The organism is Promicromonospora aerolata (assembly GCF_042682255.1).
In the GTDB taxonomy this organism is placed as follows: domain Bacteria; phylum Actinomycetota; class Actinomycetes; order Actinomycetales; family Cellulomonadaceae; genus Promicromonospora; species Promicromonospora aerolata.
The window spans coordinates 4,213,247-4,232,785 of record NZ_JBHUHF010000001.1; the positions used below are offsets into that span (position 1 = coordinate 4,213,247).

The window sequence follows — 19,539 nt, forward strand, 5'->3', positions numbered from 1 at the left end:
GGTAGGGGCGGTGCAAGGACCTCCGCTTTGCTCAGCGCGCCGTACGCCAGGTAGCCTGGGCCGCGCGGCATTGGTCTGCCTGGGTAGAGCGGGCCGCGAGGAGACGTCGCATAGTCAGGTCTAGTGCGCCACCCTGCTAAGGTGGTAACGGGGCAACCCGTTCGAGGGTTCAAATCCCTCCGTCTCCGCCAGGAAGGTCCCGGCCGCGCGTGACGCCCGGGGCCTTTTCTGCGGCAGGATCCGGAGCGGCGGCTCAGCGTGTGCTCGAGCTTCCCGGAGGGTTGTGACGGAGTTCTCCCCGGCTGACGTCGATTTGGGTTTGGGTCCACGTCGAACAGGCGGTAATGTTCTCGTCGGTCGGCCGTGTGAACGGCAGGCCAGTAGTGTGCAGTACAACCAGCGCCCGTAGCTCAACGGATAGAGCATCTGACTACGGATCAGAAGGTTGGGGGTTCGAATCCCTCCGGGCGCACAGCAGAAAGGAAGCCCCGGCCAGTGGAGACACTGGCCGGGGCTTCGTCGTTGTCCGGGCTGAAAGGGCGTCTCCCCGTTGGGTTCCCCGTCGCGTTGGCCATCACGCTCGTCCCGAGTAGGCATTCAGCGCCGCCACCGCGAGGTCCAGAGCGTCACCGTGCACCCCGGGCGTGGCCGTCGGTCACCTTGAGGGGCAGGGATCGCGAGCCGGGAGGATGACGGGTACAGCCCGCAGGGTGCAGACCGAGTCGAGACGGACGTACCTCGGGTCGTCGTCGGTCGGTTCGCCGCAGAAGCCGCAGAGATACCGGTCGTCGTTGCGCACTGGTAGATGATGCCTCGTCGTTCGTTTCGGGAGCCTGACTATCGGCCGTGCTCTCTAGCTCGTTCGGGCCCGGCACGACTCGGCGTCGAACCGCGAGGTAGGGCTCCGCGTGCCGGCCGAACCGCAGGCCACGTGGCTATCCGGGCTCTGAGCGACGTGTTTCGTGCGGCTCGGCGTGCAGGAGCACGATCATCGTGCGGTTCGACGGCGGCCACACGGCCTGATCGACACACGACGTGCGGCTCGACGCCGGACAGCGCACCCGCCCGCCTCGACCCGCCGACCTGAACGACGTCCGGACCCAGCACACCTCCGGGTGCACAGCAGAGACCGAAGTCCCGACCAGCACCTCGTTGGCCGGGGCTTCGCCGTTGCCGGGGTGGACCTGCTCGCAGTCTCGTGCGCGAGGCGCCGCCTGGCAGCCACATCCCGATCGGGTCACGGTTGTGACCCAGGCCACTCGAGTGTTGACCAGGGCTCGGGCCTGTCGCTACGTTCACGTGCGGCACACCCGTTCGGAGTGCGACCGGAGCGACAGGCGTCGGAGCTCAACGACGCGTTCCGCCGTCGGCCCCGGGAGGACCCCGGACGGGTGTGCCACCCAGGGCGACGCACCCTCTGCCGGTCGCACGTCTGCGAGCTGCAGCGGTCGGATGCCCGGCCGAGGATGCGAAGCGGACGCGCACGCGGCAGGGAGGACCTGAGATGAGCGAGATCGTTCAGGGCACCGGCATCCGGTCGGGTGAGTTCGTGCAGTCCCTCGAGCGTGGGCTCGCAGTGATCCGAGCATTCGGCACGGACCGTGCCCGGATGACCCTGAGCGAGGTAGCTCGCGAAGCCCAGCTGAGCCGGGCATCGGCGCGGCGCTTTCTCCATACGCTGGTGGAGCTCGGCTATGTGGTGACCGACGGACGGGTGTTCGCCCTGCGGCCCCAGGTACTCGAGCTCGGGTACGCCTACCTGTCGAGCCTCTCGTTGCCCGCGGTGGCGCAGCCCCACCTGGAGCAGCTTGTGGAGGATGCCGGGGAATCATCGTCGGTGGCGGTGCTCGACGGCGCCGACATCGTTTATGTGGCTCGCGTGGCGACTCGCCGGATCATGTCCGCGGCCATCCAGGTCGGCACCAGGCTTCCGGCGTCCGCCACCTCGATGGGGCGTGCGGTCCTGGCCCACGTGTCGGACGGCGAGCGGGAAACCTTCCTCGCCGCCGTCACCCTGGTGCCGCTCACCGCACGGACGATCACCGACAAGCACGTGTTGCGTGCCGAGCTGGAGGTCGTTCGTGAACAGGGCTGGGCGCTCGTCGACCAGGAGCTGGAGGAGGGCCTGCGCTCCATCGCGGTGCCCTTGTGCGACAGCGCCGGCCGAGTGGTCGCCGCTGTGAACGTCTCGGCTCCGGTGCGCCGCGGGCCGGTCGAGGAGATGGTCGCGGAGCTGCTTCCACCCTTGCTGCGTGCCGCACGCGAGATCGAGGCAGATCTGGCCCGGACCCGGACCTGAGCCGGCTGTCAGCGTAGGTGTGCGCAGATGGAACATATGTGCGCTCTGCGAACGGGCAGGGAGGCGATCGATGGATCACGCATCTACCGACGGCGCGGTGCGCCCTGCCTTCGATCGCTCCTCGACGGCAGGGCGCAACGTCCGAGGTACCGGATGACGGATCGGATCGCGGAGACCGCCCTGGAAGCAGTCGGCGACGTCGCCGACGGGTCGACGGTGATGGTCGGCGGGTTCGGGCCCGCCGGACAGCCGGTCGAGCTCCTCGAGGCACTCCTGGAACAGGGTGCGGGCGACCTCGTCGTCGTCTCGAACAATGCCGGCAACGGTGAGGACGCTCTGGCTCGGCTCATCCGCCTCGGCCGCGTCCGCCGCATCGTGTGCTCGTTCCCCCGGCAGGCGGACTCGTGGCACTTCGACAATGCCTACCGCGCGGGGCGGATCGAGCTGGAGCTGGTGCCTCAGGGCAACCTCGCCGAGCGGATCCGTGCGGCAGGCGCCGGCTTGGGCGGCTTCTTCACCCCGACCGGCTACGGCACACCGCTGGCCGCGGGTAAGGAGACACGGGTGATCGACGGCGTACCGATGGTCTTCGAGTCGCCCCTGCACGCCGACCTCGCCATGATCAAGGCCTTCCGGGCCGACGGCGCAGGCAACCTCGTCTACCGCAAGACGGCACGGAACTTCGGACCGGTCATGGCCACGGCCGCGCGCCGGACGGTGGCCCAGGTGAACGAGGTGGTGCGAACCGGAGGGATAGATCCGGAGACGGTCGTGACGCCCGGCATCTATGTCGATGCGGTGGTGCCGATCGATGCCGTCACCACGCTCGCCGGCGGGCGGTCCACCGAGCGGGGGGCAACGACATGACGGCGGGGGCGGTTCCGGCGGGTGCCCGAGGTGCCGCGCCGTTGTCCTCGGCCCAGATGGCTGCGCGGGTCGCCGCCGACATCGGGCCGGGCTCGTACGTGAACCTGGGGATCGGTCTTCCGACTCTCGTGGCCGAGTACCTGCCCGAGGGATCCGGCATCACCCTGCACACGGAGAACGGGCTGTTGGGTATGGGGCCGGCGCCGCACACGGACCTCGTGGACCCGGAGCTCATCAACGCGGGCAAGGTGCCGGTGAGCGAGCTGGCGGGTGCTTCGTACTTTCACCAGGCCGACTCGTTCGCGATGATGCGCGGCGGCCACATCGATGTCTGTGTGCTGGGTGCGTTCCAGGTCTCGGCCTCCGGCGACCTCGCGAACTGGTCCACCGGCGAGCCTGGTGCGGTCCCAGCGGTGGGCGGCGCGATGGACCTCGCAGTGGGCGCCCGGCGGACGGTCGTCATGATGCGCCTGCTGACCAAGGACGGTCAGCCCAAGCTCGTCCGCGAGTGCACGCTTCCGCTCACGGGGGTCGGATGCGTGTCGCGGATCTACGGCGACGTCGCCGTGATCGACGTGGGGCCGGATCCGTCGGGGAGGGGAGCCGGCGTCGTCGAGACCTACGGGGTCTCGCACGCAGAGCTCGAAGAGATGCTGGGCCTGAGCCTGCGCCCCGCTGTGTCCCCTGCGCACCCCGGCCCGAGCACGAGCTGCGCGGACACAGTGAAGGACGCCGGACCGGACGGCGTCGGCACGTCGAGCGCGATGACGAAATCTGAACCAAAGATTACGTAGACATGGCCGAACGGGACGGTTCTTGGTCTGGTTGCGGGCAACAAGGCGCTCCAGGGGGCGGCAGAGGCGGTCTCACATGGCTCGGGAGCGCCCGGAACTGGGGTTCTCTTGGAAAAACAGCCGGTGAACAGCGCTTCTGTGTCCGCCGTCACCGACCCTGGCTTTGACGCACCCCAGCACCTGACGTACTGTTCTGGATGTCAGCCCGACGGGCCGACGGACACGAGGGCCGGAAACGGACCGAGTGGCCGCGCCGGGGCTGGATCCCATCTCTGATGCAGGGCAATTCACATTGCCCTGCGGGATATCGGATGAGGATCCTCTCTTGTAGAGCATGCCGGTCCATCAGGACCAGCAAGTTTGCGAGGCGGGTTCGGGTCTGGTAAGTTGAAGAGGTTGCCCCGGATGGGGTCAGCATCCAAACGATGGTGGCTCTGACGGTGTGCGTCGGTTGTTTGAGAACTCAACAGTGTGCTTGATAGTCAATGCCAATGTTTTATCCTCGTGAGGGTGTGGCGTGCCAGCTGTCTGGTTGGTGGGTTGCAGGTCTTGTGGGGTTTTTTGGACGGACACAAATCATCAGATTTGTATCTGGCCGGTATCATTTGTTCGTGCCTGCCCTTTCGGGGGTGGGTGTGGATGTTTCTCTTTTACGGAGAGTTTGATCCTGGCTCAGGACGAACGCTGGTGGCGTGCTTAACACATGCAAGTCGAACGGTGAAGCTCAGCTTGCTGGGTGGATCAGTGGCGAACGGGTGAGTAACACGTGAGCAACCTGCCCCCTACTTCGGGATAAGCCTTGGAAACGAGGTCTAATACCGGATATGAACGCTTGCCGCATGGTGGGTGTTGGAAAGTTTTTCGGTGGGGGATGGGCTCGCGGCCTATCAGCTTGTTGGTGGGGTAATGGCCTACCAAGGCGTCGACGGGTAGCCGGCCTGAGAGGGCGACCGGCCACACTGGGACTGAGACACGGCCCAGACTCCTACGGGAGGCAGCAGTGGGGAATATTGCACAATGGGCGAAAGCCTGATGCAGCGACGCCACGTGAGGGATGACGGCCTTCGGGTTGTAAACCTCTTTCAGCAGGGAAGAAGCGAGAGTGACGGTACCTGCAGAAGAAGCGCCGGCTAACTACGTGCCAGCAGCCGCGGTAATACGTAGGGCGCAAGCGTTGTCCGGAATTATTGGGCGTAAAGAGCTCGTAGGCGGTCTGTCGCGTCTGGTGTGAAATCCCATGGCTCAACTGTGGGCTTGCATCGGGTACGGGCAGACTAGAGTACTGTAGGGGAGACTGGAATTCCTGGTGTAGCGGTGGAATGCGCAGATATCAGGAGGAACACCGATGGCGAAGGCAGGTCTCTGGGCAGTTACTGACGCTGAGGAGCGAAAGCATGGGGAGCGAACAGGATTAGATACCCTGGTAGTCCATGCCGTAAACGTTGGGCACTAGGTGTGGGGCCAGTTCCACTGGTTCTGTGCCGTAGCTAACGCATTAAGTGCCCCGCCTGGGGAGTACGGCCGCAAGGCTAAAACTCAAAGGAATTGACGGGGGCCCGCACAAGCGGCGGAGCATGCGGATTAATTCGATGCAACGCGAAGAACCTTACCAAGGCTTGACATGTACGAGAACGCCCCAGAGATGGGGTTCTCTTTGGACACTCGTACACAGGTGGTGCATGGTTGTCGTCAGCTCGTGTCGTGAGATGTTGGGTTAAGTCCCGCAACGAGCGCAACCCTTATCCTATGTTGCCAGCGGGTTATGCCGGGGACTCATGGGAGACTGCCGGGGTCAACTCGGAGGAAGGTGGGGATGACGTCAAATCATCATGCCCCTTATGTCTTGGGCTTCACGCATGCTACAATGGCCGGTACAGAGGGCTGCGATACCGTGAGGTGGAGCGAATCCCAAAAAGCCGGTCTCAGTTCGGATCGGGGTCTGCAACTCGACCCCGTGAAGTCGGAGTCGCTAGTAATCGCAGATCAGCAACGCTGCGGTGAATACGTTCCCGGGCCTTGTACACACCGCCCGTCAAGTCACGAAAGTTGGTAACACCCGAAGCTCACGGCCCAACCCCTTGTGGGAGGGAGTGGTCGAAGGTGGGACTGGCGATTGGGACTAAGTCGTAACAAGGTAGCCGTACCGGAAGGTGCGGCTGGATCACCTCCTTTCTAAGGAGCTCATCTCCATCAGCCCCCACACAGTGGGGTCGCCGGCTGCCGGCAGTGGTCGTTCTTCGGAGCGGGTGCTGCGTAGCGTGGTTGGTGCTGGTGGCAGAGGCCAGGCCCAGGCCGTACGTGTCTGGGGTGGTTGCTCATGGGTGGAACATTGACGAAGAGTCGCCTGCTGTCCGGGTTGGCTGCTAGTACGCCGGTGCTTGTCACGGGTTGGAACGCGGTCTGCCGGGTGGGGGTGGTTCGCCGAGCACACTGTTGGGTCCTGAGACAACCGGCCATGTGTCGGGGGTTTCTGGTTCGAGTACGGGTCACGAGGTTCGTGTCATACCCGCTCACGCTGACTGGTTCTTTGGAGCTGGTTGGTTGTTGGGTGTGGTGGTGCGGGTTTGCCTGGTGGGTTCGTCCGTTGCTTGAGAACTGCATAGTGGACGCGAGCATCTTTGAAATTTTCCAAGATTGCGATCGTGAGATGATGGGGCTGTGTACCTTCGGGTGTGTGGTCTTGTTGTTTTATCGGTCATCTTGGTTTCTGTGATTGTAGTGTTGTTGAAGTTTTTTAGGGCACATTGGTGGATGCCTTGGCACTAGGAGCCGAAGAAGGACGTTGTAGCCTGCGATAATCCTCGGGGAGTTGGCAGACGAGCTGTGATCCGAGGGTCTCCGAATGGGGGAACCCAGCCGAAGTCATGTTCGGTTACCCGCGCCTGAATGTATAGGGCGTGTGGAGGGAACGTCGGGAAGTGAAACATCTCAGTACCGACAGGAAGAGATATTCCGTGAGTAGTGGCGAGCGAAAGCGGATGAGGCCAAACCGTATGCGTGTCAAGCTGTCAGGCGTTGCGTGTGCGGGGTTGTGGGACCTTCTGTGGAGATCTGACAGTCTCCGGACCAGTAAGAAAGTCGTGTCATAGTCGAACCGGGTTGAATACCGGACCGTAGTGGGTGGGAGTCCCGTAGACGAAATGGCATGGCCTGGTGGAGGGGATCCCAAGTAGCACGGGGCCCGTGAAATCTCGTGTGAATCTGGCAAGACCACTTGCTAAGCCTAAATACTACCTAGTGACCGATAGCGGACAAGTACCGTGAGGGAAAGGTGAAAAGTACCCCGGGAGGGGAGTGAAATAGTACCTGAAACCGTGTGCCTACAATCCGTCGGAGCCTCCCTAGTAGGGGTGACGGCGTGCCTTTTGAAGAATGAGCCTGCGAGTTAGTGCTCGGTGGCGAGGTTAACCCGTGTGGGGTATCCGTAGCGAAAGCGAGTCCGAATAGGGCGATTGAGTCGCCGGGTCTAGACCCGAAGCGAAGTGATCTAGCCATGGGCAGGTTGAAGCGCCGGTAAGACGGCGTGGAGGACCGAACCCACCAGGGTTGAAAACCTGGGGGATGACCTGTGGTTAGGGGTGAAAGGCCAATCAAACTTCGTGATAGCTGGTTCTCCCCGAAATGCATTTAGGTGCAGCGTCGCGTGTTTCTTACCGGAGGTAGAGCTACTGGATGGCTAATGGGCCTCACCAGGTTACTGACGTCAGCCAAACTCCGAATGCCGGTAAGTGCAAGCGCGGCAGTGAGACTGCGGGGGATAAGCTCCGTGGTCGAGAGGGAAACAGCCCAGATCACCGGCTAAGGCCCCTAAGCGTGTGCTCAGTGGGAAAGGATGTGGAGTTGCACAGACAACCAGGAGGTTGGCTTAGAAGCAGCCACCCTTGAAAGAGTGCGTAATAGCTCACTGGTCAAGTGATTCCGCGCCGACAATGTAGCGGGGCTCAAGCACACCGCCGAAGCCGTGGCACTCACACGTTAGCCCAGCACCAGACTTGTTCTGTGTGTTCAGGTGTGTGGGTGGGTAGGGGAGCGTCGTGTGGGCAGTGAAGTCGCAGGGTGACCTAGCGGTGGAGCCTACACGAGTGAGAATGCAGGCATGAGTAGCGAATGACGGGTGTGAATCCCGTCCGCCGAATGACCAAGGGTTCCAGGGCCAGGTTCATCCGCCCTGGGTAAGTCGGGACCTAAGGCGAGGCCGACAGGCGTAGTCGATGGACAAGGAGTTGATATTCTCCTACCGGCGAAGTACCGCCCATACCGAGCCCGGTGATACTAACCACCCCGGACCCACACCGGCACCTTCGGGTGTCATCGTGGGCGAGGCGTGGGACCTGATCCGGTAGTAGGTAAGCGTGTTAACAGGGGTGACGCAGGAAGGTAGCCAGGCGTGGCGATGGTTGTCCACGTCCAAGGTTGTAGCCCGTCCCATAGGCAAATCCGTGGGGCATGAGGGTGAGAGCTGATAGTGACCGCTTACGCGGGAAACTGGTGATCCTATGCTGCCTAGAAAAGCCTCGACGCGAGGGACTAGCCGCCCGTACCCTAAACCGACTCAGGTGGTCAGGTAGAGAATACTAAGGCGATCGAGAGAATCGTGGTTAAGGAACTCGGCAAAATGCCCCCGTAACTTCGGGAGAAGGGGGGCCTGAACCGTTAACCCACTTGCTGGGGGACGCGGGGAGGGCCGCAGAGACCAGGGAGAAGCGACTGTTTACTAAAAACACAGGTCCGTGCGAAGTCGCAAGACGATGTATACGGACTGACGCCTGCCCGGTGCTGGAAGGTTAAGAGGACGGGTTAGCCGTAAGGCGAAGCCCAGAATTTAAGCCCCAGTAAACGGCGGTGGTAACTATAACCATCCTAAGGTAGCGAAATTCCTTGTCGGGTAAGTTCCGACCTGCACGAATGGCGTAACGACTTCTCCGCTGTCTCAACCGCGAACTCGGCGAAATTGCACTACGAGTAAAGATGCTCGTTACGCGCAGCAGGACGGAAAGACCCCGGGACCTTTACTATAGCTTGGTATTGGTGTTCGGTGCGGTTTGTGTAGGATAGGTGGGAGACTGTGAAGCCAGGGCGCCAGCTCGGGTGGAGTCATTGTTGAAATACCACTCTGATCGCTTCGGATGTCTAACCTCGGTCCGTGATCCGGATCAGGGACAGTGCCTGGTGGGTAGTTTAACTGGGGCGGTTGCCTCCTAAAATGTAACGGAGGCGCTCAAAGGTTCCCTCAGCCTGGTTGGCAATCAGGTGTCGAGTGCAAGTGCACAAGGGAGCTTGACTGTGAGACCGACAGGTCGAGCAGGGACGAAAGTCGGAACTAGTGATCCGGCGGTGGCTTGTGGAAGCGCCGTCGCTCAACGGATAAAAGGTACCCCGGGATAACAGGCTGATCTTGCCCAAGAGTCCATATCGACGGCATGGTTTGGCACCTCGATGTCGGCTCGTCGCATCCTGGGGCTGGAGTAGGTCCCAAGGGTTGGGCTGTTCGCCCATTAAAGCGGTACGCGAGCTGGGTTTAGAACGTCGTGAGACAGTTCGGTCCCTATCCGCTGCGCGCGCAGGAAACTTGAGAAGGGCTGTCCCTAGTACGAGAGGACCGGGACGGACGAACCTCTGGTGTGCCAGTTGTTCCGCCAGGAGCACGGCTGGTTGGCTACGTTCGGAAGGGATAACCGCTGAAAGCATCTAAGCGGGAAGCCTGCTTCGAGATGAGGTTTCCACACACTTCGGTGTGAGAGGCACCCAGCAGACCACTGGGTTGATAGGCCGGATGTGGAAGACAGGACTAACGACTGTCGGAGCTGACCGGTACTAACTGCCGATAACTTCATAACACCTCAACGCTGTTAATAATGCTCAAGGTTTTTGTTACGCGTCCACTATGCGGTTCCCGAGTCACGGGCACCAACCCCCCGACACACGACCAGCACACATCCCTCTTTTTAAGGGTGTTGGGTTGGGAGTGGCGGAGAGGGTTTGCCTTCTCGATAGTGTTACGGTGGTCATAGCGTGGGGGAAACGCCCGGTCCCATTCCGAACCCGGAAGCTTAGCCTCACAGCGCCGATGGTACTGCCCTGGAGACGGGGTGGGAGAGTAGGACGCCGCCGGACAACCATTCAAGGGGAGCCTTCCTTTCCGACCAGTACTGGTCAGGAAAGGAAGGCTCCCTTCTTTTGTGCACCCGACGACACGGCAACCGACGACACGGCGACCGTCGTCGCACCGAGCGCGGCGCACGAGGGCCAGGCTCACGGTCCTGCGGGCCCGGCGCCGGCGTTCCTGGGCAACTTGTCCCCCGCACAGCCGCCGCGACTATCGTGGCCGTGTGAACGCAGACACGACCCGCACCGGTGCGGGCGCCACCAGCAATCAGCCCGCAAGCACCACCGAGTCCGTGTGGCGCAGGGACCACTTCGTCTCGCTGCTGCGTTTCGCCGAGGGATCCATCCGGCAGGACGGGGCCGCCTGCTGGCTCGACGACCTGGGACGTCCCGATGAATCACACCCGGTGGAAACGTGGATCACGTCGCGGATGGCGCACATCTTCGCCGTCGGGCACCTGCTGGGGGTGAGCGGCGCGGACGAGTACGCCGCCCGGGCGATCAGTGGTCTCCGGGACGTGCTGGGTGACCCGGAGTTCGGCGGATGGCTCGCGTCCCGCGGCGAGGGCGACGAGCTGGTCGGTACCAAGGAGGCCTACGCGCACGCCTTCGTGGTGCTCGCCGCCTCGACGGGGAAGGTCGCCGGCATCACCGGCGCGTCGGAGCTGCTCACCACGGCGCTTGCCGTCCTCGACGCGCGGTTCTGGGAGCCGGAGCAGGAACTGCACCTGGACGAGCGGTCACGGGACTGGTCGTCGGCGTCGGACTACCGCGGAGTGAACGCCAACATGCACTCCGTCGAGGCGCTGCTGGCGGCGCATGCCGCGACCGGCGACGGCCTGTGGCTGGAGCGCGCGGCGGCGATCGGTGACCGGGTCGTGAGCTGGGCGTCGTCCAACGAGTGGCGGATCCCCGAGCACTTCGACGCGGCCTGGAACCCCATGCTCGAGTACAACTCGGACCGGCCGCACGACCCGTTCAAGCCCTACGGGGCGACACCCGGCCATGGGCTCGAGTGGGCACGGCTGTTGCTCCAGATCGACGCGGAGGCGGGCACGTCGGGACGACGGACCGACTCGGCCGTCGCCCTGTTCGACCGGGCGGTCGAGGACGGCTGGGACGCCAACGGTGGCGGCTTCGTCTACACCACCGACTGGTCGGGCACGCCGGTCGAGGCGCGCCGCTTCCACTGGGTGGCGGCCGAGGCGGTCGCCACCGCGCACGTGCTGGGGCGGGTCACCGGCGAGGCCCGCTACGCCGAGCTCGAGGGGGAGTGGTGGGCGTGGATCCAGGCGAACCTCATCGACGCCGCGCACGGCTCCTGGCACCACGAGCTCGACACCGAGAACCAGCCGTCCGGCCGTACCTGGGTCGGCAAGCCCGACGTCTACCACGCCGCGCAGGCAGTGATTCTGCCCGAGCTGCCGCTGACCGGGTCGTTCGCCGCCTCGGCGCAGCGGGCGGGCCATATCCTGGCCTGACGACGGCGGACAGCCGTGCCGGTCACCGCAGGAGCACCGTCACCTCGGCCGCCTTCACGACGAACCAGAGCCGCTCCCCGGGAGCTGCGCCGAGCTCGGCGACGGCGGCGGGTGTGAGATCGGCGGCGATGTGCTCCGGAACCGCCGCACCGACCGCGCCAGCCACGCCGGAGGCCCCAGTGCCGGAGACCTCAGCACTGTGCCCGCCGGGAGCCCGCCCAGCGGTGGCCCATACCCGCAGCAAGGGGCCGTGCGGCTCGATCCCGGTCAGTACCACCGAGAACGCGTTGCGCGGACTGCCGCCGGGCGGCTCCCGGTGTACCGACACCGCGCGTGGTTCAAAGAGCGCGACGGCCTCGGCGCCCAGGTCGAGCAGGTCGTCGCTGGTGCCGTGGACGTCGCCGAGCGCGGTGGTGAGGACGACGTTCGACGCTTCCGCGATGTCTGCGGTACGGCCCGGGCCGGCCCCGAGCGCGTCCGTGCTGCCGTTCCCCGCAGCCTCCGCAACCCTGCCCACCAGCAGGTTCACTCCCGCGAAGCGTCCACCGAACGATGAACGTGGCCGGGTGAGCACTTCCGCGGCAGGGCCGTCCTCGGCAACTCGGCCGTGCTCCAGCACGATGACCCGGTCGGCGAGCTGGGCGACGTCCAGCAGGTCGTGCGTGACGAGCAGCGTGGTGCGCGGCGCGGCGCGGTGGGCCGACTGCAGCAGCAGGCGGGCATGCTGAGCGGCACCGACGTCGAGGGCGGCGAACGGTTCGTCCACCAGCAGCACGTCCGGATCTGTGGCCAGGGCGCGGGCGATCGCCACTCGCTGCGCCTGACCGCCCGAGAGCTCGTGGGGGCGGCGGACGGCGAGGTGTGCCGCGCCGACGTCGGCCAGGAGGGAACGGGCGAGGGACCGGGCCGCCGCCCGGCGCATCCCGCGGGAGACGGGGCCGAAGGCCACGTTGTCGGCGACGGACAGGTGGCGCAGCAGCAGGGCGCGCTGGCCGAGCCAGCCGACGCGGCGGTCGCGCGGAGGCAGGGTCGGCACGCCCGGGCCGGTCAGCATCCGGTCACCGACGGCGACCGTGGCGTCCCCGCCGTGGCTGCCCAGGCCGGCGACGGCCTGGAGCAGGGTCGACTTGCCGGCGCCGTTCGGGCCCAGGATGGCGACCACCTCACCGGGCGACACCTCGAACGCGACGTCGACGCCACGTTCCGGTACCCGGACGTGCACGCGCAGCGAGGCTGGTGGGCGGGACCGCCCGCCCGCCGCGACGCCCGCATCGCCCGCGACGCCCGTCGGACCGTCGGACGCGGTACCGCCTGCATCGGCTCCACGGGCCGGCCGCGACGTCCGGTACGTCCCCACCTCCGCGTACGTCCGCCCGGTGGCGGCCGCCGGGCTCGGCGCACCGGGTTCCGGGACCGGAGGGGGCCACGGTCCGTACGCGGCCACGATGATCGCCAGCGCGACCACCACGAGCACGAGGGAGAGCGCGACCGCGGCGTCCGGGTCCGACGAGCGTTGCAGGTAGATCTCGAGGGGCAGGGTCTGGGTGACGCCCTGGAGCGCACCCGCGAACGTGATGGTCGCGCCGAACTCACCGAGCGCGCGGGCGAAGGCCAGGACCGTCCCGGAGACGAGCGCCGGTGCGAGCGCGGGCAGCGTCACCCGGCGCAGCACGCGGGTGGGCCGCGCACCCAGCGTCGCGGCGACGTCCTCGTGCGCCGTGTCGTGGGAGCGGAGGGCGCCGTCCAGCGTCAGGACCAGGAACGGCAGGGCCACGAACGCCTGCGCGAGCACCACGGCCGCCGTCGTGAACGGGACGCGTACCCCGATGACCTCGAGCGCACCGCCCAGCAGCCCGCTCCGCCCGAGCAGGGTGAGCAGCGCGAGGCCGCCGACCACCGGCGGCAGCACGAGGGGGAGGAGCAGGAGCGCGCGGACCAGCCGGCGTCCGGGGAACGACGCGCGAGCGAGCAGCAGCGCGAGCGGCACGCCCAGCAGCACGCAGAGGACGGTCGCGACGACCGAGGTGCGCAGGGAGAGCCAGAGCGCGTCCCGAGCGCCCGGAGCGGTCAGGAGCAGCCACAGCGAGCCGACGTCGACCCGGGTGAGCAGCGACGCGACCGGCAGGACCACCAGCAGCGCGCCGAGCACGGCCGGGAGGACCAGCCAGCGGGGCAGGCCGTTCACGGCGTACCGAACCCCGCCTCGGACAGTGCCGACCGTCCCTCCCTGCCCGTGACGAGCGTGACCCACTGCTCGGCCAGGTCGGGGGCCGGCGGGTCGGCCAGCACGGCCAGGGGGTACCGGTTGACGACGTCGGCCGCCGCGGGCGTGGGGACGGTCTCGACGTCGTCGGGCTCCGTGGCCGCGTCGGTGACGTAGACGAGGCCGGCGTCCGCCTCGCCCAGGGCCACCTTGGCCAGCACGTCCGTGACGCTCGGCTCCGCGCTCACCGTGTGCGGGGTGACGTCGGCGGCGTCGAGCACCGCCGCCGCGGCGCGGCCGCAGGGCACCTCCGGCGCGCAGAGCACCACGTCGACGTCGCGTCGTCCGAGGTCGGCAAGGTCCTCGACGCCCGCGGGATTGCCGGCGGGCACCACGACCGTGAGCACGTTCGTGGCGAAGACGGTCGGGGTGGCGACCAGCCCGGCGTCGGACAGGCGATCCATGGTGGGCTCGTCCGCCGTGGCGACGACGTCGGCGGGCGCGCCCGCCTCGATCTGGTCGGCGAGATCAGAGGACCCGCCGAACGACATCCTGACGTCCACATCCGGGTGCGTCTCCTCGAACGTGGTCTCGAGCGCCGCGAACGGCTCACGCAGCGAGGCGGCGGCCAGCACGGTCAGGGTCTCGCCGTCGGAGGCCGTGGTGCACCCCGTCAGGACGAGGGCGACCACCACGGCCACGCCCGGTGCCGGCGCCCGGCGCGGCGCACCGGTGGGCAGCTTCGCGAGTCTCGACACGGTGCCGAGGCTATCCCGGCACGCCGTGCGCGGCGCACAGGAGAGAATGGGTTCATGAGGATCTCCGCACGAGCCGACTACGCCGTCCGGGCAGCCGCCGAGCTGGCGGCCACCGACCACGACGGGCCCGTCCGCGCCGAGGCCCTGGCCCGCGCACAGGACATCCCGCACCGCTTCCTGGAGGGGATCCTGAGCGACCTGCGCCGCGACGGGCTCGTCACGAGCCACCGCGGTGCGGGCGGCGGCTACCGGCTGGCTCGGGCTGCCGAGTCGATCACCATCGCCGACGTCGTGCGCGCCGTGGACGGTCCGCTGGTGTTCGTGCGCGGCAACCGGCCGTCCGACCTGGAGTTCCAAGGGCCGGCCGCGCCCCTGCTCCACGTGTGGGTGGCGCTGCGTGCCAACGTCCGTGCCGTGCTCGAGGCGGTGTCGCTCGCCGACCTGGTGGCGGGCACGCTGCCGGACGACGTGCGGGCGCTGACCCAGGGTGACTCGGCCTGGGCCAACTCCTAGCTCCACAGCACTCGTCGACGCCGCGGGGCCGGCGGGTCGCTCCGGCCCCGCGGGTATGTCTACTTATCCGACGGATAAGATGCCTGTTGTTTCCGACCGGATTAGGCGGTTACTCTGTCCCCGGCCGTTCGGTGCGGCCGGTGCAGCACCCCCGGACGCGGAAGGTCGATGACCATGAGAACCCTGATCCTGCTCGCGCTCGTCGGGCTGGGCGCCCAGCTGGTGGACGGCAGCCTGGGCATGGCCTACGGCGTCACCTCCACGACGCTGCTGCTGGCGATCGGCACCAACCCCGCCGCGGCGTCGGCCACGGTGCACCTCGCCGAGATCGGCACCACGCTCGCGTCCGGTGCGTCGCACTGGCGCTTCGGCAACGTGGACTGGAGGGTCGTGGCACGCATCGGGATCCCCGGCGCGGTCGGTGCGTTCGCCGGCGCGACGTTCCTGTCGTCGCTCTCCACCGAGATCGCCGCACCGGTGATGTCGCTGATCCTGCTCGCGCTCGGGCTGTACGTGCTGCTCCGCTTCACGGTGCAGGGGCTCCCGGCGCGTTCCGACAAGCCGCTCCGCCGTCGGTTCCTGACCCCGCTGGGCCTGGTGGCCGGCTTCATGGACGCCACGGGTGGTGGCGGCTGGGGCCCCGTGGGCACGCCGGCGATCCTGGCGAGCGGTCGGATGGAGCCGCGCAAGGTGATCGGCTCGATCGACACCAGCGAGTTCTTCGTGGCGATCGCGGCCAGCGCCGGCTTCTTCGTCGGCCTCAGCGGCGAGGGCATCGACCTCACCTGGGCCCTGGCCCTGCTCATCGGCGGCCTCATCGCCGCTCCGATCGCCGCATGGCTCGTTCGGCTCGTGCCGCCGCGCGTGCTCGGGTCGCTCGTCGGCGGAGTCATCGTGCTCACCAACTCGCGCACCCTGCTGAACAGCGACTGGATCGCCGCCTCCGACGGCGTACGGACCGGCGTGTACGTGGTGGTGTGGGTCGCCTGGGTCGCGGCGGTGGCGTGGTCCGTACGCGCCTACCGCCGCGACAAGGCGGTCGCGGCGGCGCAGCCCCAGCAGCCGGAGGCCGATAGCGTGTCCGTATGACGTCCGACCGGGTAGCGGTGATCACCGTCTCCGACCGTTGTGCACGTGGCGAGGCAGAGGACAGGTCGGGCCCGACGGCGGCGTCGCTCCTGCAGCAGGCAGGACTCACCGACGTCGTCCGGCACCTGGTGGCCGACGGCGTCGAGTCGGTCCGGGACGTGCTGCGCACCGTGCTCGCCGACGGTGCCCGGCTGGTCATCACCACCGGCGGCACCGGGATCACGGCGCGGGACCTCACGCCCGAGGGCACGCGCGAGGTGCTCGACTACGAGATCCCGGGGATCGCCGAGGCCGTCCGCCAGCAGGGCATCGCGGCGGGCGTGCCCACGGCCGCGCTCTCCCGAGGGCTGGCGGGGCTCGCCGGCACCGCGGACGGGGCGCGTGCTCTCGTGGTGAACCTGCCGGGGTCGTCGGGCGGGGTGCGCGACGGGCTCGAGGTGATCCTGACGCTCTGGCCCCACGTCCGCTCGCAGCTCGACGGCGGCGACCACCCCCGCCCCACGCCGTAGTAGAGCTCGGGTCGAAGCAGCTCTACCTCAGCAGGGTAGGGTCAGCCGCCCGCGAACGGCGGGAGCACGTCGACCGTGACGTCGTCCGGGACCACCGCGTCGTCGGTCGTCGCCCGGGCACCCGCGACCAGCAGCGCGCACTTCGGCAGGACCTCGGCCAGACCGGGGTGCGCGGCGGCGAGGCTCGCCCGGAGACCGGCGACCGACGTCGGGCCGTCGAGCCGTTCGGTGGTGACCCCGGCCGCCTCGCGCGCGCCGGCGAAGTAGCGGACGGTGATCATTCCGCACGCACCCAGTCGCCCGACTTGCCACCGGTCTTGCGCTCGAGGCGCACGTCCGCGAGCGAGACGGACTTGTCCAGGCCCTTGACCATGTCGACCACGGCAAGGCCCGCCACGGCTACCGCGGTGAGCGCCTCCATCTCCACGCCCGTGCGGTCGGCGGTCCGGACCGTCGCCGAGATGACGACGCCGTCGTCGGTCACCTCGAGGTCCACCGCCGCGCCGTGCACGCCGATCACGTGTGCCAGCGGCAGCAGCTCCGGCGTCCGCTTGGCCGCTGCGATGCCCGCGATACGGGCCACCGCCAGCACGTCCCCCTTGGGCACGGCGCCGTCGCGCAGCACCCGCACGACGTCGGGGCCGCACCGGACGGTGCCGGACGCCGTCGCGGAGCGGATCGTCGGCTGCTTGGCGGTGACGTCGACCATGCGGGCCTGACCGCGGTCATCAAGATGCGTGAAGGTCACGGGACCAGGGTGCCACGCCGGCCGGCCGAACCACCGTCTCCCGAACTACTGGTCGCCCGAACCACCGTCTCCCGAACCCGATCCGAGCGCCGCTGCGAGTGAAGCAGGCCCGGTGCACCGTGGAACGGTGCGGTCGAGGGAACGGTGCGGTCGAGACGAGGCTGCTGGACCTCCGGCGAGAGGACGACCCGATGAGCAGCGACAGCTGGACCGGATGCCCGGGCGAGGCCCTGCGATGAGGGCCGTCGTCACGGGCGGTGCAGGATTCGTGGGGAGCTGGGTGTGCGAGGCGCTCCTCGACTCCGGTGCCGAGGTGGTGTGCCTCGACAACCTGCTGACCGGTGCGGCCGCGAACGTGGCAGGTCTTCGTGGCGACCCCGCGTTCCTGTTCGAGCACTGCGACGTCGCCGAGGGCTGCACCTCTCGTGCTGTCCGGGCCGCGTTGCGCCCCGGCGTGGACCTGGTGCTGCACCTGGCCTCACCGGCGTCGCCCGTCGACTACCTCGAGCATCCGATCGAGACGCTCGACGCGGGGTCGCGGGGTACCCGCACCGCACTCGAGCTGGCCGACGAGCACGGCGCGCGCTTCGTCCTCGCCTCCACCTCGGAGGTGTACGGCGATCCACAGGTCCATCCCCAGACCGAGGACTACTGGGGCAACGTGAGCAGCGTCGGGCCCCGGAGCGTCTACGACGAGTCCAAGCGGTTCGGCGAGGCACTCACGGCCGGCTACCGGCGCGCACGCGGCACCGACGCCGGCATCGTCCGCATCTTCAACACCTACGGTCCGCGCATGCGGGCGCACGACGGGCGCGTGGTCCCCACGTTCGTCCGACAGGCGCTCGCCGACGAACCCCTCACGGTCGCAGGCGACGGCAGCCAGACACGATCCCTCTGCTACGTCGAGGACCTGGTCGCGGGCCTGCTCGCCTTCGCGGACAGCCACCATCCCGGCCCGATGAACCTCGGCAACCCGCACGAGCTGACCGTCGCCCAGATCGCCGAGGACGTGATCCGGGCGACGGGTTCGGCGTCACCGGTCGAGCAGGTCGAGCGACCCGTCGACGATCCCGGCATGCGCTGCCCGGACATCAGCCTGGCGCGTACCGAGCTGGGGTGGGAACCCCGGGTGCCCTGGCTGGACGGTCTGGCCAGGACGGTGTCGTGGTTTCGCTCCCGGTCGCGGGGAGCTGCGTGAGCGCCGACTCGCACGCGGCGACCACCTCGTCCACGGGCACCTGGGCGAGAGCCGGGTCCAGGCGGCTCGCGTTCGGGTCACGCGGCGGTGCACCCCGCTCGCCGTGCCAGACGACGGCGTGCCGGGGCAGGTCGATGGTGGGACCCCACAGCTCGGGCGGCGTGGGCCCGAACAGCGTGACGGACGGCGTGCCGTAGGCCGTGGCCAGGTGGGCGACACCCGTGTCGCCACTGACCAGCAGCGGCGCCGCGGACACCAGATCGGCCAGCGCCTGGAGGCCCAGCCGCCCCGAGGCGTCCCGCACCGCGTCGCCCTGGTCGGCCTCCCGCCGGACCCGGGCACACAGGCCCCGCTCGGCCTCCGACCCGGTCAGCACGACGGCGTGGCCCTGTGCCGCGAGAGCGGCGACCACCTGGGCCCACCGTGCGGCGGGCCAGCGGCGGGCCTCGGCGGCCGCTCCCGGGTGGACGATCACCTCGCCCGGGCCGCTCTCCTGCCCGCGCCCGCCCGGCGGGTCCGCGGGGCCGAGCCGGAGATCCTCCGGGTCGCAGTGGCCGCCGACGCTCCGCACCAGCCGGCACCAGCGCAGCACCTCGTGCTCGGTCTCGTCCCAGTCGGGGCCGACGTGTCCGGCCTCGGCGTTGGCGAAGGCGACCAGGGCGTCGGGGCGGGTGGCCTGCAGCACCCGGTGGCTCTCCGGGCCGCGTCCGTGCAGGTTCACCGCCAGGCATCCGGGTGCGTCCTGCGCACCGCCCGGGCCGGCCCAGGGCCAGGGGAGCTGCGACAGCCCCCGCGTCGGCAGCACCGCGTCCACCACCCCGTGGCCGGCCAGCCACTGGCCGACGGGCTGGGGTGCGGCGAGCACGACCCGGTGTCCGGGCCAGGCTCGCCGCACCCCGCGGAGCGCTGCCACGCCGGTCAGGGCGTCACCGAGGCCCAGCGCACGGAGCACGAGCACGGTCATGGCAGGCTCCT

General features: G+C 67.8%; 12 protein-coding genes, 2 tRNA genes, 3 rRNA genes and 1 pseudogene. 13 read left to right on the forward strand and 5 right to left on the reverse strand.

Annotation, left to right across the window (positions count from 1 at the left end; genetic code table 11):
* Window positions 1-99 precede the first annotated feature (99 nt).
* The 9 genes and pseudogenes from ACFSL2_RS18750 (at window position 100) to ACFSL2_RS18790 (ending at window position 11,546) form a co-directional block, all read left to right on the forward strand.
* Window positions 100-191: transfer RNA gene (locus ACFSL2_RS18750), tRNA-Ser, on the forward strand.
* A 208-nt stretch (window positions 192-399) separates the two neighbouring features.
* Window positions 400-472: transfer RNA gene (locus ACFSL2_RS18755), tRNA-Arg, on the forward strand.
* 1,032 nt (window positions 473-1,504) lie between these two features.
* Window positions 1,505-2,299 (forward strand): IclR family transcriptional regulator domain-containing protein, encoded by a 795-nt coding sequence (locus ACFSL2_RS18760; RefSeq protein ID WP_377199289.1) that lies wholly within the window; start codon window positions 1,505-1,507, stop codon window positions 2,297-2,299.
* Between the two features lie 153 nt (window positions 2,300-2,452).
* Entirely contained in the window at window positions 2,453-3,166 is a 714-nt protein-coding gene (locus ACFSL2_RS18765) for a 3-oxoacid CoA-transferase subunit A (protein ID WP_377199290.1), read from the forward strand.
* A pseudogene (locus ACFSL2_RS18770) lies at window positions 3,163-3,843 on the forward strand (3-oxoacid CoA-transferase subunit B); the annotation flags it as partial. The gene ACFSL2_RS18765 and the pseudogene ACFSL2_RS18770, both read left to right, overlap by 4 nt.
* Before the next feature lie 766 nt (window positions 3,844-4,609).
* Window positions 4,610-6,132 (forward strand): 16S ribosomal RNA (locus ACFSL2_RS18775).
* 551 nt (window positions 6,133-6,683) lie between these two features.
* A 23S ribosomal RNA gene (locus ACFSL2_RS18780) occupies window positions 6,684-9,797 on the forward strand.
* A 160-nt stretch (window positions 9,798-9,957) separates the two neighbouring features.
* Window positions 9,958-10,074: ribosomal RNA gene (gene rrf / locus ACFSL2_RS18785) — 5S ribosomal RNA — on the forward strand.
* The 16S, 23S and 5S rRNA genes sit together here, the layout of an rRNA operon.
* A gap of 215 nt (window positions 10,075-10,289) precedes the next feature.
* Entirely contained in the window at window positions 10,290-11,546 is a 1,257-nt protein-coding gene (locus ACFSL2_RS18790) for an AGE family epimerase/isomerase (protein ID WP_377199291.1), read from the forward strand.
* 22 nt (window positions 11,547-11,568) lie between these two features.
* On the opposite strand, the gene ACFSL2_RS18795 is transcribed toward ACFSL2_RS18790, so the two are convergent.
* Complete coding sequence (locus tag ACFSL2_RS18795; RefSeq protein WP_377199292.1) at window positions 11,569-13,731, reverse strand: ABC transporter permease; 2,163 nt, start codon at window positions 13,729-13,731, stop codon at window positions 11,569-11,571.
* Window positions 13,728-14,507 carry a molybdate ABC transporter substrate-binding protein gene (gene modA, locus ACFSL2_RS18800; protein WP_377199293.1) on the reverse strand — a complete coding sequence of 260 codons (780 nt, stop codon included), beginning with the start codon at window positions 14,505-14,507 and terminating at the stop codon, window positions 13,728-13,730. The genes ACFSL2_RS18795 and modA overlap by 4 nt, the downstream gene beginning before the upstream one ends.
* Before the next feature lie 54 nt (window positions 14,508-14,561).
* Between modA and ACFSL2_RS18805 the strand changes: the two genes are divergently transcribed.
* The 3 genes from ACFSL2_RS18805 to ACFSL2_RS18815 all read left to right on the forward strand — a co-directional run bounded on the left by ACFSL2_RS18805 (window position 14,562) and on the right by ACFSL2_RS18815 (window position 16,618).
* Window positions 14,562-15,020, forward strand: a complete 459-nt coding sequence (locus ACFSL2_RS18805; RefSeq protein WP_377199294.1) for an RrF2 family transcriptional regulator — start codon at window positions 14,562-14,564, stop codon at window positions 15,018-15,020.
* 174 nt (window positions 15,021-15,194) lie between these two features.
* The gene (locus ACFSL2_RS18810) at window positions 15,195-16,109 is read left to right on the forward strand and encodes a sulfite exporter TauE/SafE family protein (RefSeq protein WP_377199295.1); all 915 of its coding nucleotides are present in this window, start codon (window positions 15,195-15,197) and stop codon (window positions 16,107-16,109) included.
* Window positions 16,106-16,618: a MogA/MoaB family molybdenum cofactor biosynthesis protein gene (locus ACFSL2_RS18815; protein WP_377199296.1), complete on the forward strand. Its 513-nt coding sequence runs from the start codon at window positions 16,106-16,108 to the stop codon at window positions 16,616-16,618. Before ACFSL2_RS18810 ends, ACFSL2_RS18815 begins: the two co-directional genes overlap by 4 nt.
* 41 nt (window positions 16,619-16,659) lie before the next feature.
* On the opposite strand, the gene ACFSL2_RS18820 is transcribed toward ACFSL2_RS18815, so the two are convergent.
* Together ACFSL2_RS18820 and moaC are read right to left on the reverse strand one after the other, a co-directional pair.
* On the reverse strand, window positions 16,660-16,899 hold the full coding sequence (locus ACFSL2_RS18820; RefSeq protein WP_377199297.1) for a MoaD/ThiS family protein: 240 nt from the start codon (window positions 16,897-16,899) through the stop codon (window positions 16,660-16,662).
* A complete protein-coding gene (moaC, locus tag ACFSL2_RS18825; RefSeq protein WP_377199298.1) occupies window positions 16,896-17,366 on the reverse strand; it encodes a cyclic pyranopterin monophosphate synthase MoaC in 471 nt (156 codons plus the stop codon). Before moaC ends, ACFSL2_RS18820 begins: the two co-directional genes overlap by 4 nt.
* Before the next feature lie 235 nt (window positions 17,367-17,601).
* On the opposite strand from moaC, the gene ACFSL2_RS18830 reads away from it, so the two are divergent.
* On the forward strand, window positions 17,602-18,564 hold the full coding sequence (locus tag ACFSL2_RS18830) for an NAD-dependent epimerase/dehydratase family protein (RefSeq protein WP_377199299.1): 963 nt from the start codon (window positions 17,602-17,604) through the stop codon (window positions 18,562-18,564).
* On the opposite strand, the gene ACFSL2_RS18835 is transcribed toward ACFSL2_RS18830, so the two are convergent.
* Entirely contained in the window at window positions 18,458-19,528 is a 1,071-nt protein-coding gene (locus ACFSL2_RS18835; protein ID WP_377199300.1) for a glycosyltransferase family 9 protein, read from the reverse strand. The two genes, ACFSL2_RS18830 and ACFSL2_RS18835, sit on opposite strands and share 107 nt — an antisense overlap.
* Window positions 19,529-19,539 lie beyond the last annotated feature (11 nt).